General features: G+C 36.6%; 20 protein-coding genes and 1 pseudogene. 5 read left to right on the top strand and 16 right to left on the bottom strand.

Annotated features, from left to right (window positions below; all coding sequences use genetic code 11):
• Positions 1-36 precede the first annotated feature (36 nt).
• The 3 genes and pseudogenes from H6571_18000 to H6571_17990 all read left to right on the top strand — a co-directional run bounded on the left by H6571_18000 (position 37) and on the right by H6571_17990 (position 2,937).
• Positions 37-495 (top strand): annotated as a pseudogene (locus H6571_18000) (transposase).
• Between the two features lie 361 nt (positions 496-856).
• On the top strand, positions 857-1,747 hold the full coding sequence (locus tag H6571_17995; GenBank protein ID MCB9325636.1) for a tyrosine-type recombinase/integrase: 891 nt from the start codon (positions 857-859) through the stop codon (positions 1,745-1,747).
• Positions 1,744-2,937 carry an IS91 family transposase gene (locus tag H6571_17990; GenBank protein ID MCB9325635.1) on the top strand — a complete coding sequence of 398 codons (1,194 nt, stop codon included), beginning with the start codon at positions 1,744-1,746 and terminating at the stop codon, positions 2,935-2,937. Before H6571_17995 ends, H6571_17990 begins: the two co-directional genes overlap by 4 nt.
• 322 nt (positions 2,938-3,259) lie before the next feature.
• On the opposite strand, the gene H6571_17985 is transcribed toward H6571_17990, so the two are convergent.
• The 9 genes from H6571_17985 to H6571_17945 form a co-directional block, all read right to left on the bottom strand.
• The gene (locus H6571_17985; GenBank protein MCB9325634.1) at positions 3,260-3,775 is read right to left on the bottom strand and encodes a hypothetical protein; all 516 of its coding nucleotides are present in this window, start codon (positions 3,773-3,775) and stop codon (positions 3,260-3,262) included.
• A 5-nt stretch (positions 3,776-3,780) separates the two neighbouring features.
• Positions 3,781-4,392 carry a hypothetical protein gene (locus H6571_17980; protein MCB9325633.1) on the bottom strand — a complete coding sequence of 204 codons (612 nt, stop codon included), beginning with the start codon at positions 4,390-4,392 and terminating at the stop codon, positions 3,781-3,783.
• Positions 4,393-6,540: 2,148 nt separating this feature from the next.
• Positions 6,541-6,825, bottom strand: coding sequence for a hypothetical protein (locus H6571_17975; GenBank protein MCB9325632.1), 285 nt, complete (start codon positions 6,823-6,825; stop codon positions 6,541-6,543).
• A complete protein-coding gene (locus H6571_17970) occupies positions 6,809-7,213 on the bottom strand; it encodes a hypothetical protein (GenBank protein ID MCB9325631.1) in 405 nt (134 codons plus the stop codon). Before H6571_17970 ends, H6571_17975 begins: the two co-directional genes overlap by 17 nt.
• A gap of 7 nt (positions 7,214-7,220) precedes the next feature.
• Positions 7,221-7,634: a hypothetical protein gene (locus H6571_17965; protein ID MCB9325630.1), complete on the bottom strand. Its 414-nt coding sequence runs from the start codon at positions 7,632-7,634 to the stop codon at positions 7,221-7,223.
• A gap of 18 nt (positions 7,635-7,652) precedes the next feature.
• Entirely contained in the window at positions 7,653-8,129 is a 477-nt protein-coding gene (locus tag H6571_17960; GenBank protein ID MCB9325629.1) for a DNA starvation/stationary phase protection protein, read from the bottom strand.
• Positions 8,130-8,357: 228 nt separating this feature from the next.
• On the bottom strand, positions 8,358-8,900 hold the full coding sequence (locus H6571_17955; protein ID MCB9325628.1) for a hypothetical protein: 543 nt from the start codon (positions 8,898-8,900) through the stop codon (positions 8,358-8,360).
• A gap of 150 nt (positions 8,901-9,050) precedes the next feature.
• Entirely contained in the window at positions 9,051-9,584 is a 534-nt protein-coding gene (locus tag H6571_17950) for a hypothetical protein (GenBank protein ID MCB9325627.1), read from the bottom strand.
• Positions 9,585-10,211: 627 nt separating this feature from the next.
• Positions 10,212-10,943: a hypothetical protein gene (locus tag H6571_17945; GenBank protein MCB9325626.1), complete on the bottom strand. Its 732-nt coding sequence runs from the start codon at positions 10,941-10,943 to the stop codon at positions 10,212-10,214.
• A gap of 254 nt (positions 10,944-11,197) precedes the next feature.
• Between H6571_17945 and H6571_17940 the strand changes: the two genes are divergently transcribed.
• Together H6571_17940 and H6571_17935 are read left to right on the top strand one after the other, a co-directional pair.
• Positions 11,198-12,088, top strand: coding sequence for a tyrosine-type recombinase/integrase (locus H6571_17940; protein ID MCB9325625.1), 891 nt, complete (start codon positions 11,198-11,200; stop codon positions 12,086-12,088).
• Positions 12,085-13,278, top strand: a complete 1,194-nt coding sequence (locus tag H6571_17935) for an IS91 family transposase (protein MCB9325624.1) — start codon at positions 12,085-12,087, stop codon at positions 13,276-13,278. The genes H6571_17940 and H6571_17935 overlap by 4 nt, the downstream gene beginning before the upstream one ends.
• Before the next feature lie 323 nt (positions 13,279-13,601).
• On the opposite strand, the gene H6571_17930 is transcribed toward H6571_17935, so the two are convergent.
• From H6571_17930 to H6571_17900, 7 genes are all read right to left on the bottom strand, one after another.
• Positions 13,602-14,561, bottom strand: a complete 960-nt coding sequence (locus H6571_17930) for a hypothetical protein (protein MCB9325623.1) — start codon at positions 14,559-14,561, stop codon at positions 13,602-13,604.
• A gap of 124 nt (positions 14,562-14,685) precedes the next feature.
• On the bottom strand, positions 14,686-15,129 hold the full coding sequence (locus H6571_17925) for a hypothetical protein (protein ID MCB9325622.1): 444 nt from the start codon (positions 15,127-15,129) through the stop codon (positions 14,686-14,688).
• Positions 15,130-15,677: 548 nt separating this feature from the next.
• A complete protein-coding gene (locus H6571_17920; protein ID MCB9325621.1) occupies positions 15,678-16,406 on the bottom strand; it encodes a hypothetical protein in 729 nt (242 codons plus the stop codon).
• Positions 16,407-16,575: 169 nt separating this feature from the next.
• On the bottom strand, positions 16,576-17,112 hold the full coding sequence (locus tag H6571_17915) for a DinB family protein (GenBank protein MCB9325620.1): 537 nt from the start codon (positions 17,110-17,112) through the stop codon (positions 16,576-16,578).
• Positions 17,109-17,891, bottom strand: a complete 783-nt coding sequence (locus H6571_17910; protein ID MCB9325619.1) for a hypothetical protein — start codon at positions 17,889-17,891, stop codon at positions 17,109-17,111. Before H6571_17910 ends, H6571_17915 begins: the two co-directional genes overlap by 4 nt.
• 74 nt (positions 17,892-17,965) lie before the next feature.
• The gene (locus tag H6571_17905; GenBank protein MCB9325618.1) at positions 17,966-18,757 is read right to left on the bottom strand and encodes a helix-turn-helix transcriptional regulator; all 792 of its coding nucleotides are present in this window, start codon (positions 18,755-18,757) and stop codon (positions 17,966-17,968) included.
• Between the two features lie 308 nt (positions 18,758-19,065).
• Positions 19,066-21,624: a DEAD/DEAH box helicase family protein gene (locus tag H6571_17900; protein ID MCB9325617.1), complete on the bottom strand. Its 2,559-nt coding sequence runs from the start codon at positions 21,622-21,624 to the stop codon at positions 19,066-19,068.

Raw genomic sequence — 21,624 nt, 5'->3', positions numbered from 1 at the left:
TATGCTGATGAAACGCAATTTTCTCAACAAGGCTATGTTCCTTACGGCTGGCAATTTAATGATGAAGATGTAGCTATTGAAGCATGCAAAGGCAAATCACTGAACTGCTTCGGATTGCTTTCAAGAACCAATCAATTCATCTACAAAATGACAACGCAAAATATCAACTCAGATCTTGTAATTGAAATCCTGGATAACTTATCCTTGCGTATAACCAAGTTTACTTTTGTGGTCCTGGATAATGCAAGAATACATACTGCCCGTAAAGTCAAACAACTTTTCGAGGTATGGCAGCAAAGAGGTTTGTTTATTTTTTACTTACCTCCATACTCGCCACATCTCAATATTATTGAAAGGCTTTGGAAAGAAATGAAACAAGGATGGCTGAAACCTTCCGATTACCATTCTGCTGATGATTTATTCTATGCTGTAAATAGAGTTTGTTCAGCAATCGGTAGTTCCTTGTTCATAAACTTTTCAAAATACTCCTTTTAGTTATATTTTATTTTGAACAATTACTTAAAAATAATTGCTTATTAATTTGTCATATTGAATTGCTTGAGAATCATATTCACCCTTTCGAAGACCTTTAACTTCATAAGTTACATTGTCTAATTCAACTATTTCTCTATCAAATATCTCTTTATTCATTGAGCAGTTACTGTTTTTTTCACTTACACACAACGGTCAGTGGATGCGTCGTACTTTTTTGTGTTGCGCCCGCGGCAAAAAAGTATGATCGACATCCATTTTGTTGAACAAAGCTCCTACGGAGCAACTAATCCCTCCCCACTTGCTTTGCACCGATTAAATTACTATTTTCTTTTCATTGTTTCACTAAAGTAATCAATTATGATTGTTAAAAAAAACCTGGAAGCCCACGGGCGTAACTGAATTTGATGACGCGCTCCAGCGCATGGATAACCATATGGCTCTTGCCAATAATGCCTGGGCTACCCGACAAAATTACCTTCGTGGTCTTCGTGATTTAATGCTGCACCTGGACAAACGACCAGAAGACTGCTCTGCCGATGAGATTAAAGCCTACCTCGTTTTTGCCCGCGATCACCAACAACTCAGTTCTTCTTCTGTCAATCTTCGCGTATGCGGTGTCAAGTATTATTGCCGGGAAGTCATTCGCCGACTGGACCTGGTAGTGAAAATTCCCAACCCGCGCCTCCAAAAGTATTTTACCGAGGTCCTGACTTTTCAGGAAGTGGAGCGACTTTTTGGAGCCTGCCGCGATATGCGCCAACTACTGGTCCTTCAACTTATCTACGAGACCGGTATTCGTACCCGGGAGCTGGTCAGGCTTCGCGTAAGCGACTTCGACAAAAACCTGCGTATCATCACCATCCGTAATAGTAAAGGTCGCAAAACCAGGACTGTTCCTTATGGTGATCAGTTGCGGAATACCTTGCGTCAATACTGCATCGTTCGAGGTAGTGTTCCCACAAACACAATCATTGAAAGTATTAAGGAACCCGGCACCCCACTTAGGATTCGCGGTGTGCAATTCATTGTCAAAGAAGCGGTACGTCGCAGCGGGCTAAAAAAACGCATTCATCCGCATACCCTGCGCCACACTTTTGCGGTGCATTATCTCAACCTCAGTGGTACGTTGCCACAGCTTCAACGCCTGCTGGGACATGAGCATATCACCACTACTTTACACTATCTGAAGTATGCTCATATTCCCGGAATGGCAGCTATTTCTTTGCTGGACAACTTATTGCAAACAAAATGAGGCCCCAACTGGAAGTCGCTCAGGTAATTGATCGTTTTTTACATCAACTGCCTGACCATAAACTGACGAAGTACCACCGACGCACGCTTAAGGCTATTCAGGCTTGCCGAACTGCTTCTCTGGGCGGGCATGTCGATGCTTGTGATAGCTGCGGTCATTTGCGTATAAGTTACAACAGTTGCCGCAATCGACATTGTCCAAAATGTCAAGGCCTCAACAAGGAAATGTGGACGATACAACAAGAGGATCAACTCCTGCCAACGACCTACTTCCATGTCGTTTTTACACTGCCACATGAACTCAACGGATTGTGTTTACACAATCCCCGGTTCATGTATGATTTGTTGCTACGTTCCTCCTGGTACACCCTGAACACTTTTGCCAGGGATCCCAAATGGCTAGGCGCTAAATCTGCTGCCACTATGGTTTTGCACACCTGGGGACAAACTTTGGTACTTCATCCTCATGTGCATTGTATCGTACCCAATGGTGGCCTTACGTCGAAGGACGAGTGGCAACTCCCCAAACGCGGCAATGCCAAATTCCTTTATCCGGTAAAGGCCCTGAAAAAAGTATTCAAAGTTTTTTTCCTCAAACAAATGCGATTGGCACTTGAGCAGGGCCTTTTAATATTACCCCCTGACTTTCCTTCCAAGCCTGCCCGCTATCATCCCTGGAAAGAAAACCTTTATGCTAAGGATTGGGTGGTACACACCAAAAAGCCTTTTGCCGGAGTTCAACATGTGGTTAAATACCTCGCCCGGTATTCTCACCGCGTGGCCATCACCAATCACAGGATCAAACAAATCGATCAGCAATCTGTCCAATTCGACTACAAAGACTATGCTGATCGTGGTCTGAAAAAAGTGATGACGTTATCCGGAAAGGATTTTATCCAGAGGTTTTGCCTCCACATCCTTCCCCCGGGATTCCGAAAAGTCCGGCAGTACGGTTTTCTTGCCAATGCCTCTAAAACCAAAGACATAGCTGCAGCCCGTAAGGCTCTGGGGCGAAAACACAAACAATTACTCCAACGGGCCGAACGAAAAGTACTGGCTAAACTTCGACTCTTTAGTCAAAAAGTGGATCGTTGTCCCTGTTGTCAAAAAGGTAAAATGATCCTTGTTTATGCTTTTATTGCAAATAAAGATCCGCCGGTTTACCATACAGCCATTACTCATTCAAAGTAACAACCCTCTTTCACTTTGGCAGCTTAACCTGCCCTGGCATCTTTATGTTTACCTGGCAGAAATCACAGGCAAAAGGCTTAAAAAAGTGCTGTATTTTGTAAATAACTTTCTCTAATATTTAAGGATAAACCACTCTTTTTAACCCCAACAGGGCAAGTAATCCCAATAAATCTTTATAAACCTTCCTCTATAAAATTCCTGCCTTGAATCGAAAACCCATAAAGAATTTTTCTTTCACTTCCGGCTACGCTTCGTTCAACAAAGTCCGAATAGTCGGTTGCACCAGACTATTCAGCCTTTAATATTATGGCCAGTTTCTATCTTAAGATGAAACATTGATAAATAGTTTCTTAGCTTTTTCTTTAAATATACATTCCCAATTTTTATCTTTTCCTATTTCGATTTTACAATCAGTTAATCCTTTTCTGAATGACCAAAACAAATCTTCGACTTTTACTGCAACAACATTAGCTCTTTTGTTTGATTTGCTTATCGCACTTTCTAGGATTTCATGATTAGAATTACCCCAGGAGTAATAAATTTGCTTAGCTCTACCTTCCTTGGATAAATTAGATTCACTTACTTGTTGATGAAGTAATCCACACCTTGCGGCATATATATCATTCTCATTGCAGGGTAAAGGATATTTTGTAAGCATCCACTTTTTTACCCATGATTTAAATACACTCCTTCCAGTTCGATCAGATTTTTCTGCTAAAAAGCTAAAACTGTCAATAGCCGAAAAAATTAATATTAAACATGGAACTATTCGCTCCTTTTCTAAAGCTTCTTCAATAGTTTGGATAATGTCCGAAAAAGTCCTATAAAATCCCTCCATCTTTTTTACCTTTCTTTTTGTTTAATTGCCCTCTTAAATTCGATCAAACAATCTTGAACTAAAGATGATGAAAATTCCTCCAATTCTTCTTTTGGTTTTTCTAATACCTCTGCAAATTCGGACTTTGAGTATGATTCAATGAGCTTGGTTAATGAACATTCACAATAGGTTTTTGACAAAGCTGGATAATCAGCTCCATCTTCTCCTAAATTTTGCATGCATTTCTTTAACATAAGTGCATATTCATTTTCACTCCATTCTTCTGAGGCTTTCGATTTTATAGAATTTTGATATTCTGTCAAACATTCTTGAAATACAGGTTTTGAAATTCTAATTTTTTCTTCTTTCGGCTTCTTTAATATCTTCAAGTATTCAGATTTAGTGAAATGTGCAAACATCTTGTCATTCGAGCATTCACAATAAACTTTTGTTAATTCTGGGAATAAAACTCCTTTTTCTCCGATTTCTTGGATACACTTATTAACTAGCAAACTTCGTTCTTCATCTGTCCACTTTTGCCTTTCATTTCTGGAGCTGACTAAATCACCCAATCCCGAATAAATATTATACCCTGCAACAATAACCAAAATTGCAAGTATAAAATATTTGCCGGTCATAAAATTCGTATTTGATTCTTTGTTCATTTCCTCAATGATAATTGGCCATAACGGTCCGGGCTATGGGTAGTAGCGGCCAAATGGTAACTTCCTTCCCGTAAACAATTCCGTTGCTTAAAGTTAATATTTTTTGCGTTTACAATTTCAGCAGCTATTACCTATAGCCAGTGTTATGTATTTGGGCCGTGATTCAGAGCAATCTTCTACCTGTATCTGTAATTTTTTATTCCAAAAGTCGGTTTCTGTCCCGTTTAGAAAAAGTCAAAATGCGCTTTTCTAATTTCTATTTCATTCCTAATTTTGGAAATCTAATTCTTCTCAATTTCTGCTCGATTCTTTTTTGGATTCGGTTAATTTGGAAATCGTTTTATTCCACATAAATTTGTCCAAATTCTGATCTTTTATCTTTTGACGTAATTCTAATTCTAACTCTATTTTTTCTACCTGGGTGGAACATGCTATTTTTTGTAAGCGCATTTTTGACGTCCTTCCAGAAAATTAATAATCCTCAATTACGACAATGTTAGACTTAACCCGGCCTTATACATAACGGTCCGGGCTATGGGTAGTAGCGGCCAAATGGTAACTTCCTTCCCGTAAGTAATCCCGTTGCTTAAAGTTAATAATTTTGCCTTTCAATTTCAGTAGCTATTACCTATAGCCAGTGTTACTGGTTCGGCTTTTTCGATTCAGCTCCCGCTTCGTATTTTTCTTATTTGAAAATCGTTTTCCAGACATAGTTTTTTGTTCCAGGTTTACTTTCTAAAAATATTGGGATGATTTTAGAAATTCAATTTACTTATTTTTTGGGATATCTACCTAAAAATCCAGTTACAAAATTCTGATCACTTTTACCTTTGTTCAACGTCGCAACTCAAAATTCCAGATACTATTTGTGGATCTCGCAACTAAAAACTACAGATTTCTGAATCGATTTTTTTCTGATTTATTTCTTGTCAAAGTGCTTTTTGGAATTCTAAGATTCTGCTTGTATGTCTGATCATCTTTTTTGTAGCTGACCAGTAACGGTCTCGGCTATGGGTAGTAGCGGCCAAATGGTAGCTTCCTTCCCGTAAACAATCCCGTTGCTTAAAGTTAATGTCTTTGCCTTTCAATTTCAGCAGCTATTACCTATAGCCAGTGTTACTGGTTCGGCTTTTTCGATTCAGCTCCCGCTTCGTATTTTTCTTATTTGAAAATCGTTTTCCAGACATAGTTTTTTGTTCCAGGTTTACTTTCTAAAAATATTGGGATGATTTTAGAAATTCAATTTACTTATTTTTTGGGATATCTACCTAAAAATCCAGTTACAAAATTCTGATCACTTTTACCTTTGTTCAACGTCGCAACTCAAAATTCCAGATACTATTTGTGGATCTCGCAACTAAAAAACTACAGATTTCTGAATCGATTTTTTTCTGATTTATTTCTTGTCAAAGTGCTTTTTGGAATTCTAAGATTCTGCTTGTATGTCTGATCATCTTTTTTGTAGCTGACCAGTAACGGTCCGGGCTATGGGTAGTAGCGGCCAAATGGTAACTTCCTTCCCGTAAACAATTCCGTTGCTTAAAGTTAATATTTTTTGCGTTTACAATTTCAGCAGCTATTACCTATAGCCAGTGTTATGTATTTGGGCCGTGATTCAGAGCAATCTTCTACCTGTATCTGTAATTTTTTATTCCAAAAGTCGGTTTCTGTCCCGTTTAGAAAAAGTCAAAATGCGCTTTTCTAATTTCTATTTCATTCCTAATTTTGGAAATCTAATTCTTCTCAATTTCTGCTCGATTCTTTTTTGGATTCGGTTAATTTGGAAATCGTTTTATTCCACATAAATTTGTCCAAATTCTGATCTTTTATCTTTTGACGTAATTCTAATTCTAACTCTATTTTTTCTACCTGGGTGGAACATGCTATTTTTTGTAAGCGCATTTTTGACGTCCTTCCAGAAAATTAATAATCCTCAATTACGACAATGTTAGACTTAACCCGGCCTTATACATAACGGTTAGTATATGAAAAGTAGGCGACTACGAAGCACCAAATTTTCGGTTAAGCACAAAGTTTGATACGAGCCAAAACCCTTGAATCTATTACTGTTTCGCCTATTTTTTATATACATTGTTACCTGCTGGCTTTTTTCATTTCTTTCTATTTTAGCAGTAAGAGCTGGCTGTCTACTTTACTAATTACCCAATGTTTTACGAGTGGTTCAATATTTACATATTCTCCGCTTTTCAGTGTTTCTTTAATACCTTTTTCGTTTTCAAAAACAACCTCACCTTCAACACAAATTAATAATGCCGGCACTTTTGTTACGTGTTCTTTGAGTTCCTGATTTTGTAATATTTGAAGAGCCGTTGCAATACCTTCTCCTTTAAAGAATGGAACTGCAGAAACTGGTTTGTCGATTGAATGATTACTTTTTAAGTTCATTGTCTTTATTGTTCGTTATGGTAAAATATGCAATTAGTGTAAATGCAATTGTCAAGCTTATTCTAAAAATCATTGCACCAACTGTTTTGGTTTCATAAATACCGCCATTACTTATATGGATTTTTAATGAAACAAACGAAATGATTAAAATTACGGAAGCTACTGAAAGTATAATAGTTGTCCAACTTTTGAATTTTAAAAATCCATAAGCCGAACACAAATAGAGAATGCTACTGACAAAATTTGACCAAACAACAAATAAGACATAATTACCTTCTTTTGCTCGTATGCCAAATAGGTCAAATATTATAGACGTACTCAAAAACAAAGTAAGTAGTCCAAAACCAACTAATATAATGGCTGATAGATAGCGAAGTACTTTTCTAATGTCCATCTCAATTTGTATTTATTTGTTTCATTTTCCAAAAGGAAATTCCTAACCAAACAACTGAAACTGTCATTGAGATAGCACCTATCAAAACAAAAATTGGTGGAAGTCCAAAATATACTTCTGATAAAATGCCCAATGGCATAAGAAGCCCAATTAATGCTAACCAAGAAATTGTTTTAACATTACTCAATGTATCGCTAAATCTTAAAAGCAAGTAACCAATAAGAATGTTTAAGAAAGCAAATAAATTACCGTGTACGTGTGCTAATCTTGTTTCAAAATGTTTGCCAAAGGAATAAGAGTTTACCCATTCTTCTTTTCCTGGTGCAAAGTCTCGAAGGTAGATTAATAAAAATCCATAAGCCATAAATAAGCCCATTGTTAAAAAGCCGATTGCAATATTATTTTTACCGTTCATAATTTTATTGTTTAAAAGTTATTTGTTTAAAAATGAAGAATACATCCAAACTAATTTTTCTTGTAAGCGAATATAATCGCTCATTAAGGCATTAGTTCCTTCGTCTTCTGCGTCTGCCGAAATCGTCAGAAGTTCTCGTTGTAGTACTATTATTGTTTGAAATGAGAACAGAATATCTTCTACTGCTTTTATTCCATCACTCACTTGAACACTTTCCTTAATTTTAGAAGAAGTGCGGTAGTCAGCATAGTTGTGTTTTGGGGTATGTCCCAAGGTTAAAATCCTTTCTGCAACTTCATCTATTTTCAAGATTAGGTCATTATAAAGTTCTTCAAATTTCAAATGAAGTTCAAAGAATTTTTCACCCTTAATGTTCCAATGATACCCACGAGTATTTTGATAAAAGATTGAATAGTTAGCCAAAAGCTCATTCAGTTTTTCGGCTAAATGTTTTGCTTTGTTGTTGTCAAGTCCGATTTGATTTGTATTGTCCATTTTTTATGATTTTTATTGTTCAAGTTATTTATGTGAAGTTATATTGGTGTTTTATTACAGTTTGTAACATAAGTTACTTTGCCATTTTTTCAATTTAGGTTCGTCTTTACGTTTTATATAGTCTGTTTTCAGCTTGCAGGTAACGTTTAGCGTATATGACGTGGGCTGTACCTTTAAAGTTTTTAGATAAATCACAGCCCATGGCATATACGCGATGTTGGCTGCTTTTTATTTTAATATTTCAAGGAGTTTATATACATGAGTCTTATCCATTTCCCAGTAATCTATTTTTACAATTTTTACTTTCAAGGGCTTATTTTTAGCCATGCTTTTTTCTAAAGAGGTTAATTGCTTTTCAGTACTGGAAAGCAAATGAAACCCTTCAGATCTATCAAAATAATCACACTGTAGAAGTGGTTTAAATAAGATGTTGAGGTTATTCATCTTAGCCATAATATAATAATAACTTCCTTCAAAACTTCGTATTTGTAATACAGAACTATCCTTTCTAACAAGTTCATTCGCTGTTAAAGTATCCCCTTCATTCAAAGCATGCAAATAATGATCAATTTCATTTAGTTTATTAGAAATTGGTTTGATTGATTCTAACCAGTTATTGCGTTCAGTAGGCTTAATTCTATTTGTTGATGACAAATTAAAGCCACTATAAAATTCGCCTTCAATTATTAAGGTGTCTCCAATGTTTTGAGTATATCCTAATTGATAGCCTAGAAATAGTAGAAGCAATAATATAATAAATTTTTTTTGCATGATTTTTAATTGCAGCCAACGGCCCTGGCTATGGCAAGTGCGGGATTTTGAAACCGAATCTTTGTCCGCCAGACCGAATGTTATTTAGTTGCAATATCTTCATTTTTAAGCAGTCAGCCCGCATTTGCTATAGCCGATGTTGGCGTGTCGTTATTTTTTTTCCTTTTGTTCGTCCCACATTTTCTGGATGCTGTCCCACCATTCCGTTCCCCAACTTTTCATTTTATCAAGGGTCATTTCATTCATTTCGTTGTCAAATATTTGGTAGTCTGTTGCTTTAAGTTCTATTCTCCCGAATTCTATTTGTCCGATTTGGTTTCCATGAGAGCTTGAACTGTTGCAATGAAGTATAAAATTGTCAGGTTCATTGAAGTCATGGCTTTGAACGTCTAACCCAAGGTTAACAATTTCATTCGGGTCAGTCGTTTCATGTTCTTCACTTGGATAATAAACTCCTTTTTCCCATTCTTTAAGTTCATTACTTGTCCGCTTCCAATAATGGCATTTTAAATTCTGGCACCCGTGAAAACGAATTGTCATCTTATAATTTTCAATGTCCCACATTTCACTCCAAGGAAGAAGGATTTCTATGGTTAATATGTTATCGTCAAGGTTCAGTCCCACGATTTCAAAGTCGTGAAACATGGAAAACAAATCATCTATATCGTTAATGCGGTCTTTCATTTTTTAATGCACGCCAACGGTCTCGGCTATGGGTAGTAGCGGCCAAATGGTAGCTTCCTTCCCGTAAACAATCCCGTTGCTTAAAGTTAATGTCTTTGCCTTTCAATTTCAGCAGCTATTACCTATAGCCAGTGTTACTGGTTCGGCTTTTTCGATTCAGCTCCCGCTTCGTATTTTTCTTATTTGAAAATCGTTTTCCAGACATAGTTTTTTGTTCCAGGTTTACTTTCTAAAAATATTGGGATGATTTTAGAAATTCAATTTACTTATTTTTTGGGATATCTACCTAAAAATCCAGTTACAAAATTCTGATCACTTTTACCTTTGTTCAACGTCGCAACTCAAAATTCCAGATACTATTTGTGGATCTCGCAACTAAAAACTACAGATTTCTGAATCGATTTTTTTCTGATTTATTTCTTGTCAAAGTGCTTTTTGGAATTCTAAGATTCTGCTTGTATGTCTGATCATCTTTTTTGTAGCTGACCAGTAACGGTTTGCATATGGCTTGTGGCGGTTTAGAAGCACTTTCCTGTCCACCGAAACTAAACTTGGCTACGGAGCGAAAACCTTGCTGGCAGCCGTTTACCCGCCATAAGCTATATGCGTTGTTACCACCTGTTTTTTTTATTCTATTTTAAATTCAGTTTCAAGTTCTATAAAAGTTCGAGTTCTCATTCTTGTTTCTCCGTTGTCAATCAATCTCGTTGGAGTTCCGTCCGAATACCTTTCCAGTCCCATTGGTACAACATATTTATAAGTTCCAGGTCTTTTAATAATGTATTCGTCTCCAGGACTATAATTTGGAATCCACGAATAAACCGTATCGGATTTGATTAATGGCTTCTCTGGAACTGTCGACATACAATAAGAACCAGAGAAGTCGTACCAACCATTTTCTATCTTGGTTTTAATTGTACCGTAAAAATGATTGGTAGGACTTGCACCATAAAATGTCGTGTCCGAGTTGCTTATTAACATAAAGACAGGTTGAGACCCAACTTTTAATTTACCGCTCTTTAGTGAAACTGAATTCGTTTGATAGTATTTATTGACTGTGAAATCTTGCAAAAACTCTGTCTTACTATCGTTAACTGAGAAGTATAAGTCTATTTCGATTCTTTTTAATTCAGTAGTGTCTGAGTCAAAAGAATATTGCACTGTTTTCCAGTTGTCCATTCCTGTTCTGTATTCGAATAAACCCTGAGGGGAATCGCTCGTAAGTAGTAATTCGAGGCTATTCTTCTTCATTTCTGAATTCATAAGACTATTGAAAACAATTATGGTGTCCATTGGAGTCACAATTGAAAAACGGAAACCATCTGTTTTAGAAACGTGATCATTTTTTCTGAAGTTCACAGTCATTTCCGTTTGTCCCCAAGCTGTGCTTAGAAATAAAGTCAGAAGAATTGTCAATATGTTGTTCTTACTATGCACTGTCTTTTTAATAGGTGGTAACGGTCTGGCTAAACGGCGTAGCCAGCTTTTGCTGGCTATGAACGTTTTAGCCTTTGTTGAACAAAGCTCCTACGGAGCAACTAACTCCCCACTTGCTTTGCACCGATTAAATTACTATTTTCTTTTCATTGTTTCACTAAAGTAATCAATTATGATTGTTAAAAAAAACCTGGAAGCCCACGGGCGTAACTGAATTTGATGACGCGCTCCAGCGCATGGATAACCATATGGCTCTTGCCAATAATGCCTGGGCTACCCGACAAAATTACCTTCGTGGTCTTCGTGATTTAATGCTGCACCTGGACAAACGACCAGAAGACTGCTCTGCCGATGAGATTAAAGCCTACCTCGTTTTTGCCCGCGATCACCAACAACTCAGTTCTTCTTCTGTCAATCTTCGCGTATGCGGTGTCAAGTATTATTGCCGGGAAGTCATTCGCCGACTGGACCTGGTAGTGAAAATTCCCAACCCGCGCCTCCAAAAGTATTTTACCGAGGTCCTGACTTTTCAGGAAGTGGAGCGACTTTTTGGAGCCTGCCGCGATATGCGCCAACTACTGGTCCTTCAACTTATCTACGAGACCGGTATTCGTACCCGGGAGCTGGTCAGGCTTCGCGTAAGCGACTTCGACAAAAACCTGCGTATCATCACCATCCGTAATAGTAAAGGTCGCAAAACCAGGACTGTTCCTTATGGTGATCAGTTGCGGAATACCTTGCGTCAATACTGCATCGTTCGAGGTAGTGTTCCCACAAACACAATCATTGAAAGTATTAAGGAACCCGGCACCCCACTTAGGATTCGCGGTGTGCAATTCATTGTCAAAGAAGCGGTACGTCGCAGCGGGCTAAAAAAACGCATTCATCCGCATACCCTGCGCCACACTTTTGCGGTGCATTATCTCAACCTCAGTGGTACGTTGCCACAGCTTCAACGCCTGCTGGGACATGAGCATATCACCACTACTTTACACTATCTGAAGTATGCTCATATTCCCGGAATGGCAGCTATTTCTTTGCTGGACAACTTATTGCAAACAAAATGAGGCCCCAACTGGAAGTCGCTCAGGTAATTGATCGTTTTTTACATCAACTGCCTGACCATAAACTGACGAAGTACCACCGACGCACGCTTAAGGCTATTCAGGCTTGCCGAACTGCTTCTCTGGGCGGGCATGTCGATGCTTGTGATAGCTGCGGTCATTTGCGTATAAGTTACAACAGTTGCCGCAATCGACATTGTCCAAAATGTCAAGGCCTCAACAAGGAAATGTGGACGATACAACAAGAGGATCAACTCCTGCCAACGACCTACTTCCATGTCGTTTTTACACTGCCACATGAACTCAACGGATTGTGTTTACACAATCCCCGGTTCATGTATGATTTGTTGCTACGTTCCTCCTGGTACACCCTGAACACTTTTGCCAGGGATCCCAAATGGCTAGGCGCTAAATCTGCTGCCACTATGGTTTTGCACACCTGGGGACAAACTTTGGTACTTCATCCTCATGTGCATTGTATCGTACCCAATGGTGGCCTTACGTCGAAGGACGAGTGGCAACTCCCCAAACGCGGCAATGCCAAATTCCTTTATCCGGTAAAGGCCCTGAAAAAAGTATTCAAAGTTTTTTTCCTCAAACAAATGCGATTGGCACTTGAGCAGGGCCTTTTAATATTACCCCCTGACTTTCCTTCCAAGCCTGCCCGCTATCATCCCTGGAAAGAAAACCTTTATGCTAAGGATTGGGTGGTACACACCAAAAAGCCTTTTGCCGGAGTTCAACATGTGGTTAAATACCTCGCCCGGTATTCTCACCGCGTGGCCATCACCAATCACAGGATCAAACAAATCGATCAGCAATCTGTCCAATTCGACTACAAAGACTATGCTGATCGTGGTCTGAAAAAAGTGATGACGTTATCCGGAAAGGATTTTATCCAGAGGTTTTGCCTCCACATCCTTCCCCCGGGATTCCGAAAAGTCCGGCAGTACGGTTTTCTTGCCAATGCCTCTAAAACCAAAGACATAGCTGCAGCCCGTAAGGCTCTGGGGCGAAAACACAAACAATTACTCCAACGGGCCGAACGAAAAGTACTGGCTAAACTTCGACTCTTTAGTCAAAAAGTGGATCGTTGTCCCTGTTGTCAAAAAGGTAAAATGATCCTTGTTTATGCTTTTATTGCAAATAAAGATCCGCCGGTTTACCATACAGCCATTACTCATTCAAAGTAACAACCCTCTTTCACTTTGGCAGCTTAACCTGCCCTGGCATCTTTATGTTTACCTGGCAGAAATCACAGGCAAAAGGCTTAAAAAAGTGCTGTATTTTGTAAATAACTTTCTCTAATATTTAATGATAAACCACTCTTTTTAACCCCAACAGGGCAAGTAATCCCAATAAATCTCTATAAACCTTCCTCTATAAAATTCCTGCCTTGAATCGAAAACCCATAAAGAATTTTTCTTTCACTTCCGGCTGCGCTTCGTTCAACAAAGTCCGAATAGTCGGTTGCACCAGACTATTCAGCCTTTAATATTGGGCACAGTATTCTTTTTTAATCGATACCTTTATTTTGCAATTTAATTGGTTGTATTCCTACCACTTTATCCTTGTCGTCAAAAATCAATTTTATTATTTCAATTGGGGGATTTGATTTGTCGTCCGAATATTTATATTGAAGAAGCGTGAATACATTCCCACCAAATCCTATTTGAATTCCACTATAAATCAATTCATTTTCTTTCTCAAAATTAATATTACCGATTAGCATATTGATTTGCTCATCTGTAACCTTTTCAAGAATTAAGTCTGATAAAAATTCTTTTGACCTTGGCAAATCTCTTCCTTTTAATGCTTCAAAAAAGTCGATTTTAATCTCCTCCAATTTAACCAATCTTTTATTATCTAATTTTGGAATTTCTTTTTCTTTGGGTTGATTTCTAATATAAAGCCTTATTCGATGAACTGGATTAATTGTCATTGCACCTTTCTTCTCAAAATAATTTGATGCAGTTACATACAGTTCTATTTCGGTGCTGTCATCAGGTATCCAAGTTGAATTTTCGACAAATGTGTTAATGGAATCTAATTGGCTAATATTCGAATAATTCTTTTTTACTTTTGGTTCTCCGAAATCCTCTGTAATATCTGCCTTAAGTTCTTTATATTTTTTGATTAAGGTTTTTTGAAATTTTTCTGATTTTTGGTTATTGTCTTTTTTCTCAAAGTTTGAAACGTCCCATTCGTAAAGAATATATGACATTGTAGAGTCTGCTTTTTTGAAGAAATAGAAGGCAGTCAAATCAGGAATTATTTTCTCCTTTCTTCGGAACTTGATTGGCTGCGCATTCCCTCCAAAAGATACATGATTTGAGGTTGTTGGAATTCTTTCTCCTCTTATCTCTTCTTCCATTTTCAAATATTCATTGAGAGACGTATTGTGAATGTCAAAATTAAACTCCTGTCCAACGGCAGAAGTTGAGATAAATAGAATTCCTATGATTAAGTTCTTCATTTTCATTTTTTTCATATTGTGCCCAACGTTCAGTGGATGCGGCGGACTTTTTTGTGTTGCGCCTGCGGCAAAAAAGTATGATCGACATCCACATTGTTAGGGGCTTTGGTTAATTTTTCCAAGATTATTCTATAAAAAGAACCCATAAGGGCTCCTCTTTCATTTTAGCCATATTTTCATTTATTCCTGAAGGCCAAGCACTCCAATATAGTTCATAAATACCTGGCTGCAATTCTTTTGAAAACAATTCATTAGCTCTGACTAAATCTTGAGTGTTTAAATTATAAAGAATCATATCTCCAGAATAACACGTTTGATTTGCTGTTATGTGACCACATGTATCTATAATAAGCATTTTGTCAAAATTCTCACTTCGTAAAATATATCCACAAATCAAATTATACATTGATTGGTCCTGAATGCTATTTTTAATTTCTAGATATTTATTTATTCGAGTTTCTGCATGGATTCTAATTGAATCTTTTTCCAATTTTGACAAATCACACCTTTCTTGTCCTTTGCCCCCGATTGTCAAAAAACATAAAAACAAAACAATTATTGATTTCAATTACTTTTTTTTTGAGTTGTATTATTATTCTAGTTTAATATCCTTTTTATGGATTAATGAATTATTATTTCATTTTCATTGCCCCTAACGGTCTCGGCTATGGGTAGTAGCGGCCAAATGGTAGCTTCCTTCCCGTAAACAATCCCGTTGCTTAAAGTTAATGTCTTTGCCTTTCAATTTCAGCAGCTATTACCTATAGCCAGTGTTAGTAGAGGTTTTTTCACACCCTTAACCCTTAACTTCTTAGCCCCACACGACCTCTGAGGATATTTGCACCAATAGGGGAGAAGCCCTGCTAACACACTCTTATTCTCTTATTCCCATATTCCCACACGAAAATTAAGAAACCCTTTGAAATAAATAATGCTTTGCAACTTGTTGTTTTACATGATTACTACATCTTAAACTCCTCTAATTTTCGGTCTTCCAAGTGCGCCGGCGTTATTTTTATGAAAATCTCTACTAACGTCCAGTGGATGCGGCGTACTTTTTTGTGTTGCGCCTGCGGCAAAAAAGTATGACCGACATCCATATTGTTGGCAGTAGTTTTATCTATTTAATATGATTTTAGAATGCTTTGAAATTAGTTCGATTTCATGTTTCATTTTTTTCTTTTTCACCTTATAAACACCTTCATAAATATCTCCGAATTTATCAGTATTAAATATCTTCACTTCTTGTTTTGTATCGTCAATAAATGCCCAATTGCCCTTAGTTTTTGGAGTTTTAAATCCAGGTAATACTACAGTACCATCCAGATGAAAAAATAGATTTTCTTTACAACCAGCTCCAATAAAAATTATTAATTCATCTGTGTTCGGATAAAATTCTCTTTCTTCTGTTTTGATTTTTCCCACACACCATGTTGCTCCAATTAGGGGTGTTTCCAATTTATTAACAACAAAAATTCCAAAAGAAAAAATCGATATACATATCAAAATGAAAGCAACCAAAATTAATTGAGTTTGATTTGATAGTTTATTTAAGATTGGAATTTTATTTGAGACTTCTTTAAACTTCCTTATTAATTTAAATTCTGCACTTTCATAATCTATTTGTTCTTTGAATCCTTTTGAAATTAATAGATGATTTGCATTCAAAAAATCGTCTTGGGCTACTCTTATTATTGCTCCGCCATATATTTCTCCAAAATCATTCTCTTCTTTTAATCTGTATTCATGAAGCTTTTTGTAACGTATTTTCTTAGATTCAAAGATGTCTATAACAGCTTCAAATTTCACTTTGTCTTTGGTTTCATATGTATCGACGTATTTCATTTATTTTTATTACTGCCAACGGTTTGGCGCTTGGCGCAGTGGCGGACTTCGGAGCACCAAACTGTCAATACACCACAAAAGTTGATGCGAGGTAGAATGTTCAATTAACCACGTCACCCGCCATTGAGCCAAACGCCTGTTATCGGTTCGGGCTTTTATAAATTGTTTTTCATTTTTTTAATTCCCTTAGGATTTCTTTAGCCTGTTCCAAATGACGTTGTTCGTGATTTACAACAATGTCAAATGCAATTTCTAACCTGTAAACTACAATTTTACTCGCAGGTGATGAAATTACAATTCGATTAGTAAGGAGTTCCTTGGCTTCGTTTATTTGTTTTTGTAGTTCGGACTGATGTTTTTTAAAACGAGATATTATATCAATACCTACCCTGCTTTGTCCTGGCTCCCAAATTGAAAAAGTTTTCATTTTTTTCTTTCTGTCAGGTTTAACGGCATTTAAAACTGTTTTCCCAAAAAATGAAACAATAAAACCAAAATTTGCCAAAAAGGGCTTTTTGTAAGTTCCTTTTTTTAAAGAACTCAAAACAGGATAATAAGTTTCATTAACTACTATCAAATGTTCCAAATTTTGTGCAATGCTCCAAGTTTCTGAATTTGGTTTCCAATTTAGTTGTTCACTGCTTAGTCCGCTAAACAGCATTTCCGCAACCAATGTTATTTTATCAATTTCTTGTGCCCAATTCATTTTTTGTCTTGTTTATAACCAATAATATAATATACGGGCATTTGCCCTGATGTTTTGCCAATTTCCCATTCATAGGAGTCGACATTTTCTAATGAACTAACAAGTTCTTTCAATTCATTTTTAGAGTACATTCTTAAAATAGAGGCAATTCCATCCCATACAATGTATAAAGGTACAATTGGAATCAGATAAATAAAAGGTAAAACACTCCAACGAATAGGACGGATAAATGGGGTGAATAGTAACACGTTTAGCGGTGTAAAAAACATGGCAAACCAACTTCCGAAGTTTCTTCCTACGGGTTCAAAGATGGCTATAGTTGAATGAGAATTGACCGCATTTTGTAAAATTTGTTTAGCTTTGTCAGGGCGAAAATGATGAAATGCTCCAAATAGGGTCTGTACTGAATTTTGTAAATGCTTAGGCACCATTGTGGCATCAACTGATGATTTTTCATAATAGAATGTATTAGGATCTTCTTTTGTTAAACTTTCAAACGCCTTTATATTTGGATAGAAGTCTGTCAATGTGATTTTCAAGCTTGGATTGGTTTGTTTTAAATCCCGAGCTAAACCTATCAGACCACTGCCACCGCCTGATGCCAAGTCAACCCAATGATTTTGTCCACTTTTGTCAAAACACTTTTGCATTAAAGGTAAAATGGGTTTGTATATGTTAAACTTAGTAGCTATAAACTTTAAAAAGTCTGTGCCAAAATCTCTCCAATTTGCAGGAAACCATTGCAAATCTTCCCATTCAAGAGCGTGAATTCTTTTCATACTATTAATATAATGATATTTTGTTGCAAAGGTCTTTGCAAGAAGTGACATTTCATTGTAGAAAAGCGACAAAGTTAGATTGATATTACATCAGGAATAGCGAGTTGATCGGAAAGCAATAATTTCTTTTTTACAATTTCTGCTGGTGTGATATTTCGTAGTTGCTTGAAATCTTTAATGAAATGGGCTTGGTCTGTAAAATCAAAATCGGAAATAATCTCAAAAACATTTACATTCTGCGACAATTTTTGCTCTATTGCGTTCAGACGTTTTATTCTCAAGTATTCTTTTGGTGTCAAACCCACTTCTTTTTTAAAATTGCGTTGTAAGGTTCTTAGACCAATACCGCTTTCAAAAATTATGTCTTTTACAGTTGTGTAGATTGTTTCAGAAGTATTTTTGATAAATGTTTTTGTTGATGTGGACACGGGATAGATAGAAAATTGCTCTATAATATTAACTAAATTATTTGCTGTAGAAACTTCTAGTTTGTCTATTGCTTTTGTGATATTTAACAGTACTTCTCCAATTGGATGACTTTGAATATCTATTACTGAATTATTTAACTCTGTTGTATTTATATTGAATAATTGCCTTAATCCATAGGGCTGTAATCGAATAGTAATAAAATGATAATTTGGTGAAAATTCAATTTTTTGAGAAATGTTGTACAATCCTTTGATTAGTCCATTAGTAATGGAAACATTTTTTATTTGATGCTCATGCCCAATGAATAGAATAATTTCAGGGCTCCCAAAAGGTGGTACAAAGTGTGTCAAAGTATCAGTTGCTAGATCTGAGTTTATTTCTACGATTTCTGAAACACAACTGATCGGATTTTTGACTTTATAAATTTGTACTTTCATTCTAAAATTTAACCCTTTTACTTAGTAATAATATTGGTGTTGGTTTTTAGCCTGACCGATAACGGTCAAGTATAAGCGTAGTGCGGGATTTCGGAGCAATTCACTGTCCGCCCACCGCAAAGTTTCTTAGGAGCAAAAATGCTCATTTTTAGCTGTTCAGCCCGCATTACGCTTATACAGTGTTGTGCGGTCGTACTTCTTTTTCGGTCGTCTGTCAGCGTTGGCAAAGACATACTCTTTTGCAATTTTTGGCTTGTGTGTTGGCTGGTGCGAATTGCAAATGTGTATGGCTTTTAGCGTTGGCATTTCTATTCGTTTAATGTGTTTTCTAATGTTGTCTTAAATTCATTTTCGTTATTGTAATTATAGAATGGAACGGCTGTTATCAAATAAGTGTCTGTATGGATTTTGACTGTCTTTTGTTCTGCTCTGATTTCATTCAAAAAGTCTTCTTTCCATTTGTCGTATCCTTTTAAATGTTCTCCTTTTGGCTCTATGAAAACTTGAAAAGTCATTTGTTCTCCGTCACGTTGTTTACAGAATAGTAAAAAGTCTGGCTCAAAAGCTCTTCCGAATTTGTCGAAGATTTTAATTTCTCTTTCGTTTCGGATTAGGTAAATGTTTTCAAACTTTTGATTCAGTCCTTCAAATCGTCTGGAAAACAGTTCTACAAATTTCTTTTCTTCACTTGTGCCATAATTGGCATTATAAACGTACCAAGGCTCGTTGGCTACCAATGTTTCTTGGCCGTTTGCTCGTTCGCTGTCTTTATAAACCTTGATTTCTTTGTCTTTGAATACTTTATGAATTGGTTCTTTGATATAGTCTGAACCTTCATATTCTGTTGAATTGCCTTTTATGTCTGCTTCAATGTTTTGCAAAAGTCCGTTTAACGCTTGCAAATAGTCAAAATGGCTAATTTCTTTTAGTCGGTCAGGTGTTCCGCTAAAGGTGATTTCTAAACCTGCTAAAAAGTCATTGCTATCAATGAAGTTTGAAAGTGAACCAACGCTTGGAAAGTAATGTGTTAAACCGTCAAAGTAGAAAAACGGGTTTTGGCTTAATGCAAAACGGATTGTGTTTTTCGGAATTTCAGTCAGCTTAACATCTTTGGTTTTAATTACTTCATCATTGGATTGTGTCGGCTCCATTTCAAAAAAGGCACTTGACATTCTGCCAACTCCCGAAGATAATGTGTGACGATAGTTGGTTTTCGTAACTCCTAAATCGGCAAACGATTTAATATTGTCAAAACTCTTTGGAATTTTCTTATTGAAGAAAACGTGTCCGTCTTTGTAAAAATCTGTTTTCTTAAAATCAGGCTTTAAGAATAAATTGAGCTGAACCAAATTTGCTTCATCTTCATAAATACCCGAATCTACAAGAGCTTTCTTCAATTCCGAAATGTAACGGCTATCTTCTTTGGTATGGTAATATAATTCTTCTAACACCTTTAAATCGTTTGAAATATCATCATCAAATTTTCGGGTAAACTTGTCTTGTCCTTCTTCTAAGGCAAACGGATAATATCTCGCACCACGACCAATTAACTGGGCTTCTGAAAGTGTTGTCTTTCCTGGTTTGCCATCTTTTCCGTCTCGGTCTTCATAAAGGCGAACAATGTCAAATAAATTCAAAACGTCCCAACCTTCATTTAATTTTTGAACGGCAAAAACGGCACGGATAGGATTGTTTTCATCTTCCAATGTGTTGAGCAAAATTTGGTTTTTCTCGGCTTCTGCGTCATTGTTTGCACTTAGGCAATTTTCAAATCTGAAATTTGCTTGAATGCGTTTAACAATTTCGTTGGCTGAAATCCCTTTGGATTCAAAAAAACGGAAAGCCTTTTGAACGATTGGAACGGTAGAAGTCTTTTGAATTTTCTCTACCATTGCCACCGAAAAATCATCAATCAATTGGTGAAAGTTCTCTTTATTTTGTTCCGATTCTTTAATAGTTCTTTTGGCTTTGAATAGAATTACTGGCTTCAAATTGATATTGTTTGAAGTAGCCAATTCTTGCCTATACAAGTTCAAAATTACGGCTTGGATAATTCTATCTTGTTCGTTATATAAGGAACGAATAAGGTTAATTTCTTTGGAATATTTGTCAATACGGAATTGAGCAAGGTCGTATTTAAAAATTACCTTATCTTGATAGTGTTTGACTAATTCTGCCGTGTCAGTGTCAATGGTTGCCGTAAACTCCAATAAGATATTTTCAAAATTAGAATCGTGAATTTTCTTCACGGTGTCTTCCCAACTGCCGAACATATTCCCCGATTTTGTTCCTGCTACCAAGTGGTGAGCTTCGTCAGCAATTAAAACCAATTTCTTGTCCTTAAAATCTTCGTAGGTTACGCTGTTTTCTTTGGTGTTGTTCAGGTCAATATGAAGCTGTTGAATGGTGGTAAACTTCAAATTGATATTCTCATTGTCGGCTTCTTCGAAGTTGTCAATCTCTTTGATTAGCACTTCTTTTCCGTCAATCACAATTTTGTTATTGAACAAGTATTTTGAAGCCTGCGGATTGAGAAAATTGTCTTTGGTTTTCTGAATGATATTATTGCTGTTTACGAAAAACAAAAAGTTGCGATAGCCTTTTTGGTAAAGGTGCAACATCAAACCTGCCATTATTAAAGTCTTTCCGCTACCCGTTGCCATATTGTAAAGCAAATGGTAAGGTCTTTTGGGCTTTTCTTCTAAATCTTCTTGGTCTAAGTATATGTATCGCTTAAAAGCTTCAATCTGATATGGTCTTTGACCAAATCCGGGTTTTAAATTGTCACTTATCCAATTGGGTAAATCAACCTGTGCTAAAGCTCTTTTAGCAAATGGATTATTGAATATTTCGTGTAGAAATGCCAT

The organism is Lewinellaceae bacterium, assembly GCA_020636105.1.
Lineage (GTDB): Bacteria > Bacteroidota > Bacteroidia > Chitinophagales > Saprospiraceae > BCD1.
The sequence above is the reverse complement of the archived record's forward strand: the minus strand, read 5'-3'. Positions and strand labels throughout refer to the sequence as shown.